We start from the raw sequence: 6009 nt of genomic DNA, 5'->3' as shown, positions 1-6009 counted from the left end.
AGAATGCATCTACCATTTTCTGTTCTCAATTTGATCCTCGAGGCTGGCATGAAAAGATTGGCGAAATTACGTTAGCCGATGCGATATTAGACCGAATTGTACATGATTCATATCCCATTATGATTGATGGAAATACTTCCATGAGAGAAAGGAATGGGTTAAAAAATTAATTTACTACAAAATGAAAACGCTTTATTGGATGGAGGTTTTCACATGACAATGAATGAAGTAATAGAGATATTGCGCGCTCATTATATAGAATGCGATCAAAGTACGATTAAAAAATGGATTATCGAAGGGAAATTAAAAGCTTCACAAGTAGATTCAGGTGAATACGAAGTGGAAGAAGAAGACCTTCATAACTTTTTTTATTATCAAAGTACAGTTGGTACCGCTTTTGAAGAAGGCATTAGTGACAAAGTAAGAATTGAAAGGTTACTGGAGTATGTTCAAAAATTAGAAGAAGAAATGGCAAAATTAAGATGGGAAAAAACGCTACTTGAGTTTGAATTAGGTATAAGCCCTTTTAATTAATTTCTAGAGCCACTATCAATTTGGTAGTGGCTCACCTTTGTCTTAAGTGGGTCAATTTCTTGTCCTAAGTGGGTCAAAAAGATGGCATAGTCGGGTCTCGCCGATGGCAATACTCAGTAAATTAATGATTAGCATCTATTCTAATAAAGGAGGTATAGTATTTTTAATAAATTTAAAGACCTGCCACCACTTTCTATTCATAAAAAGAATATATAATAAATATTGCTATAGAATGGTTAGAACTTCCAAGTAAATTAGTGGCTGTAATCAGTCCTCTTTTTCAAGTTGTTATCATTTAATCATTTCGATAATAGAGTGTCCATAGATAATCCCTCCTCATATATAAAGAGGTTTTTCATTTAAAAATAACAACTTTTTCTTAATAATTTTGGATCTATGTCAATAAATTGGACAATAGAAATGGTGAATTTTTAAATTTCCTACCGCGCTCCGCTTGCTCCCCTCTGTGTTAAAGGAAGGGGAAAGTCCGCCCCTTCCTTTAACACAGAGGCTAATGATATTCTTCTATGAAGCTATCTTACGCAGATACATTTTCTCATACGCTATTGGTGATATATATCCAATCGTTGAGTGAATTCGCTTGGAATTATAAAACGTCATGATGTAAGAAAAAATACTACGCTTTGCTTCTTCTCGGCTTTGATAATTTTCATGAAAGATTAATTCTTTCTTCATCACACTATGAAACGATTCGATACATGCATTGTCATAACAGTTGCCTTTCCGGCTCATGCTTGTGGTGATATGATGTTTTCTTAATAGTGCTTGATACTCCTTAGCTGCATATTGGCTGCCTCTATCGGAATGATGAATCAAACCTTCTTGCGGTGTTTGCTGATTAATAGCCCGTCTTAAAGCTGTGAGTGTTAATTCTTTGGTCATTCGATGACTCATTGCCCAATCAATAATCCTTCTGGAGAATAAATCCATTACGGTCACTAAGTACAGCCATCCTTCTTTGGTCCAAATATACGTGATATCACTTACCCATACTTGTCCTGGTTCATCTGCCTGAAAATCTTGATTTAGTAAATTCGGAAAGACAGGGTGCGAATGCTTGGAATTCGTTGTCGCTTTATATTTCTTCACCGTTTTCGAACGTAAGCCATTTTCCTTCATGATACGAGACACTGTTTTTTGAGAAACAGGAGTTCCTTCGCGGCGTAAAACCTGCGTGATTTTAGGACTTCCATATCTTTTTTTTGACTCAATAAATACACGTTTAATTCGGGCGGTCAGTTTTTGTTTGCGTTTGGCTCAATCGCTGACAGGACGGTTTCTCCACTCGTAATAGCCGCTCTTGGAAACACCTAATACCTGGCACATCTTCTCGATACGAAATTCGTGGCGGTGTTCCTGGATAAATGCATAGATTACCTCTACTTTTTGGCGAAGATGCCCATTGCCTTTTTTAAGATAGCTACCTCCTCTTCCAAATCACGGATTCGCTTATCTTTTTCATATTCCACTTGATCTTTGGGGCTGCGGTTTCCACTTCCCACAAAACTATCCTCTTGTTCTTCCTTGTATCTAGCTACCCATTTGTGTAGCGTCTGGGGTACTATGTCTAATTCTCTTGCCACTTCGGTTGCTTTTCTTCCATCTTCCACTACCAATTTTACTGCATATACTTTAAATTCTTTATCATATCGTTTTACCATCTTGGAAACTCCTAAAGATTATTATATTTAAGTATAAAAATCCCCATTTGGTATGTCCAATTATTAGACTAACATCATTTATTTGCTTTTTCTGCTAAATCTAAAATTGAATGAATATGAATTAAATAATTAGAGGCTACTCCACTATCTAGTACTTAATAGTGAAATAGCCTATTATAAATTATAGCTTTATTTATATCTCTAATTTTGATTAATCTTACTTAGCAATTACTTTTTAAGCATTGCTATTGAATAATTTTATCTGAATTTTATAATATACTTCTTATACGAATTACGAAAAGGCCGATGATAGATAGTAATATACATAATCCTATATTGATAAATAATGCATTTTCAACTCCATTTTGAACAGAAACTATAATGCTTGGGTAAAATATTGGCGATAATAAATAAGTTATTTGCTGGTAAATATAAGAAAACCCTAAAATTATTAGTATTATAAATAAAATCATAGAAGCCTTTCCGGCATGAAAAATTGTTTTCACTATCATTTGTATAAGAATAAGTGAGTACATACCAGTAAGTAAAATAAAAAATCCGATGAAAAATAATTGTACAGGTTTTATATCACCAATTAATATTTGTTGATTTAATGTATATATACCCCATTTTAAATCCCAATTAAAGAATATATATCCTGCGATTAGATGCCCAATGATTAATACCGCTAGTATCACTGTACAGATTAGTAGCTGAGCAACACAATTACTGAACCACCAAAAAATACGAGTCTTAAAACGAGTTATTACCATAACCATCCAGGAACTTGAAATAATATATGTCCATTGAGAAATAAGTAAAACGATTAAAATTAACATCAACCACTGAATGGTGGATAATAAAGTCATAGGTTCTTGCCAGCCACCTAATGAAAATAAAAGAAAATCAGCAATGGTTCCTTGCTCATTTATAATAATCAGTTCATGATTCAATCTAAATGCCTGAAGAATACCTAGTACAAAACTAATTAGTAAGCCAAATATAATATTGTAAGTAGTTAAGATTGATCTGAATTGAATTTTAATTAAAGCTTTCATAGTTTACCTCATTTACTTAATTACTTTTCTCATTGCTTTCAAGGTCATCATTTTTAAATTTAATCACTAAAATAATAATTAAAACAATACTGATGATAATTAAATAAAGATAGGAATTTATTAAATTAAAATACTGAATAGGAAGACCAAAAGGTTCATATTCATTGTGCATCCCTACGACATATTGAGATAAAGGAAGTAGAGCAATACTATTTTGAGAAGCAACATATAAACCATTGTAAATAAAGGCCATTATTATTATTAACCCTATTGTAAGGCTTGGTTTACCGGTGAATTGCGTAATAACTAAAGTCAATAAACCATGTGAAAAAATGCCTAACAAGAAAAAGGAGAATACTTTTATCCATGTAATCCCCGTTGGTATTCCCACTTCACTATCACTTATAAAAATATAATGAAATGTTTCACCATTAAAAGGAGTTCCTAACGTCCACCAACTAATAACAGAAATGAGTACTATTAGAAACAAGTAAAAAAATGATGTGACTAGTAGTAAGGTAAGTTTATTTATAATATATTGTGTGCGATTACGCAAACGGGCAAGAATAAATAAAGCGTATCCTTCCTCAAAATCATCCGTAATTAAATCAGCAATAAGAATGGAAAATAGCACAGGGAAAGCAAAAAACATAAAAAATTGAGGCATATTAAGCATTCCCATGAGATAATCCGGTATAGTTAATGGACTGTCATTATAAGTTAATTCTGCCAAAGAAAAATATTCACTAACTTGATTTCGTGCGAATAGAGAAACCAGTATAAGAGTAAATAAAATAAATAAGATCCTGATATACTTCATTCGAAACCATTTCCAAAGACCAAATGTTAACATTATTCATGATCCCTTTTTAACCGTTTATATTCCACAGCAATTTCTTTAAAGAAATTATCGATTTCTTCATCTGTACCTTTCGTAAATGGTACTAGCATAACAGGCTTACCATCTTCTTGTTTTTCCATCGTTGAATTAGGGGCAACAGAAAGAACTTTCCCCACATCAGCTGAATCCATTAACTGAATGGATATTTTTTTCTCTTTTTCTAAAGGCACTAGAGTATGATTTTCAATTCTTAACACCCGATCACAAAATGCCTCAATTTCGTGTTCATGATGCGAAACAAAAACATAGCCTGTACCTTGTTTTTTTAAGCCCTGAACATATTTATAAAAAAGTTCCCTGCCTTCCTGATCCAAACCATTTGTCGGTTCATCAAATAAAACAAGTGAAGGTGTTTCCATTAGAGATTGCGCAATTCCTAATCTTTGTTTCATACCCAATGAATATTGCTTTACTTTCTTTTTACTCATGGGATCTAGCCCTACTTTTTGAATCGCTTCTTTTACATCTTGCTTGGAAATTTTCTTCCGAATCTGAGCGAGGTTATTTAAGTTTTCTAATCCTGTTTCATGATTTATAAATGATGGTGTTTCTATAAGAACACCAATATTTTCTGGAAGTGAACCCATCATACCTGGTTTCACTTGCTTATCCATTACTTTAAGCTCACCTTCTGATAGATAACTAAGCCCTGCAATTAATCGAAGTAAAGTTGTTTTTCCAGAACCGTTTGTCCCTACAATTCCAATAGTTTCTCCTTTTTTTATCTCCAAAGAAACATTTTCTAAAATGATATTATTACCAAGTTTTTTGCCTGCTTTTTTCATATCCACAAGAGTCGATTCAGTCATGTTTAACCTCCTAAAACAATCTATACTAATTTTTCTTTTTTAAATTGGAGTTTATAGCCATAAACAGTTATGATATATAAAGCTGTGTTTAATACTAGCCAATAAAGCGGTACAATCCACCAACTTATTGAAGAATTAAAATAACCTCCTAACATTGCTAAAGGAGAAATATCATGAACGATTATCCCGCTGCCTCCAATAATAGCGGGGAAAGCCATCATTATGATAGACACTCCTATGAATAATGCAAAGGGAAGAAAAATAGCTACATAACGATTTCTTATAAACATACTCACCGTTACACTAAGAATAATAATAAAAGAAGACATCAAACTACTATTAATAATGATTAAGAACACATAGAACCAAGGCATATTTACAAAAAGATGAGAGGCAAATTGCGGTGTTATGCCTGTTTCAATAGCCTGGGGTGAACTAATTGGAAATACAATTAATGAACCTACAAATAAAAGCGATTGAAGAACAAACATAAGTAGAAAAGCTATGATAGCTAAGGATATTAATTTGGAATGAATATATTTATTACTGTCCATACGCATTAATTTATATGTTAATATACTTGTTCTGCGCTCTGATATAAAAGAGTCTCCTAAAACAATTAGTGGAATCAACGGCAATAAAATCATTAAATAACTTGACATATCTGACTGAATACTTACGAAATAATAAAAAACATGGTTTGCCTCAAACGGAATATTTTCAGCTATTGGTTGTTCACTTAAAATAAAAGAATAAATATGTACTACTGCCGCTAAAAAAACAAAGAAAGCTAACCAAATAGATTTCTTTTTATATAAATTTTTCATTTCTATTGGAATTTGTACAAACATGGTATATACTCCTTATTTTTTACATTTTAACTAAGGTTTTGGTTATTATCTCAACTTTCGCACCTAGAAAAATTTAATAAAATCAAGAGACTCTAGTGCTCGTAGTTACTGTAATAGGTTCCTTGACAAAGTATTTCAAACAAGAAAAACACCTCTCCATTTGGTATAGTTGAT

General features: G+C 32.4%; 6 protein-coding genes and 1 pseudogene. 2 read left to right on the top strand and 5 right to left on the bottom strand.

Annotated elements, in window-relative coordinates; all coding sequences use genetic code 11:
* Together ACFQ19_RS20105 and ACFQ19_RS20100 are read left to right on the top strand one after the other, a co-directional pair.
* The coding region (locus ACFQ19_RS20105) for an ATP-binding protein (RefSeq protein WP_379594630.1) at positions 1–170 on the top strand (170 nt) is incomplete at its 5' end.
* A gap of 43 nt (positions 171–213) precedes the next feature.
* A complete protein-coding gene (locus tag ACFQ19_RS20100; protein ID WP_379594628.1) occupies positions 214–534 on the top strand; it encodes a hypothetical protein in 321 nt (106 codons plus the stop codon).
* A 525-nt stretch (positions 535–1059) separates the two neighbouring features.
* Here the strand turns inward: ACFQ19_RS20100 and ACFQ19_RS20095 are convergent.
* The 5 genes and pseudogenes from ACFQ19_RS20095 to ACFQ19_RS20075 all read right to left on the bottom strand — a co-directional run bounded on the left by ACFQ19_RS20095 (position 1060) and on the right by ACFQ19_RS20075 (position 5835).
* A pseudogene (locus tag ACFQ19_RS20095) lies at positions 1060–2216 on the bottom strand (IS3 family transposase).
* Positions 2217–2485: 269 nt separating this feature from the next.
* Positions 2486–3274 carry a hypothetical protein gene (locus ACFQ19_RS20090; RefSeq protein ID WP_379594626.1) on the bottom strand — a complete coding sequence of 263 codons (789 nt, stop codon included), beginning with the start codon at positions 3272–3274 and terminating at the stop codon, positions 2486–2488.
* Positions 3275–3290: 16 nt separating this feature from the next.
* Positions 3291–4127 carry a hypothetical protein gene (locus tag ACFQ19_RS20085; RefSeq protein WP_379594624.1) on the bottom strand — a complete coding sequence of 279 codons (837 nt, stop codon included), beginning with the start codon at positions 4125–4127 and terminating at the stop codon, positions 3291–3293.
* A complete protein-coding gene (locus tag ACFQ19_RS20080) occupies positions 4127–4984 on the bottom strand; it encodes an ABC transporter ATP-binding protein (RefSeq protein ID WP_379594622.1) in 858 nt (285 codons plus the stop codon). The genes ACFQ19_RS20085 and ACFQ19_RS20080 overlap by 1 nt, the downstream gene beginning before the upstream one ends.
* Before the next feature lie 20 nt (positions 4985–5004).
* The gene (locus ACFQ19_RS20075; RefSeq protein WP_379594620.1) at positions 5005–5835 is read right to left on the bottom strand and encodes a hypothetical protein; all 831 of its coding nucleotides are present in this window, start codon (positions 5833–5835) and stop codon (positions 5005–5007) included.
* Between the last annotated feature and the right edge of the window lie 174 nt (positions 5836–6009).

Origin of the sequence: Oceanobacillus locisalsi, from assembly GCF_042675985.1 — a bacterium.
In the GTDB taxonomy this organism is placed as follows: Bacteria; Bacillota; Bacilli; order Bacillales; family Amphibacillaceae; genus Oceanobacillus; species Oceanobacillus locisalsi.
Note: the sequence above shows the minus strand (reverse complement) of the source record. Positions and strands in the feature narration are given on the sequence as shown.